Genomic DNA, 248 nt, shown 5'->3' on the forward strand with positions numbered 1-248 from the left:
GGTGCCGCTGGCGACCAGCGGCCAGGCCTGCAGCAGCGCGGCGGTGTCCTGCAGCTGCGGCGGGGTGTACTGCTTCATCGGCCGGTTGGCGATCCACACCTCGCACAGGCGCTGGGCGAAGCGGCGCGGCATCAGGTCGGCCAGCACGTTCTTCAGCTCGGTGCCTGGACGCTCCGCCTGCTGCGCCTGCAGCCACGCCAGCGCATCGCGCCCGGGCAGCAGGTCGAGGCGCAGAGCGTCGCCGGGCT

At 73.8% G+C, this 248-nt stretch carries 1 pseudogene; it reads right to left on the reverse strand.

Annotated elements, in window-relative coordinates:
- Window positions 1-248, reverse strand: a pseudogene (locus SB719_RS21805) (hypothetical protein); the annotation flags it as partial.

Source organism: Pantoea sp. SIMBA_079 (assembly GCF_046940275.1).
Taxonomy (GTDB): domain Bacteria; phylum Pseudomonadota; class Gammaproteobacteria; order Enterobacterales; family Enterobacteriaceae; genus Pantoea; species Pantoea borealis.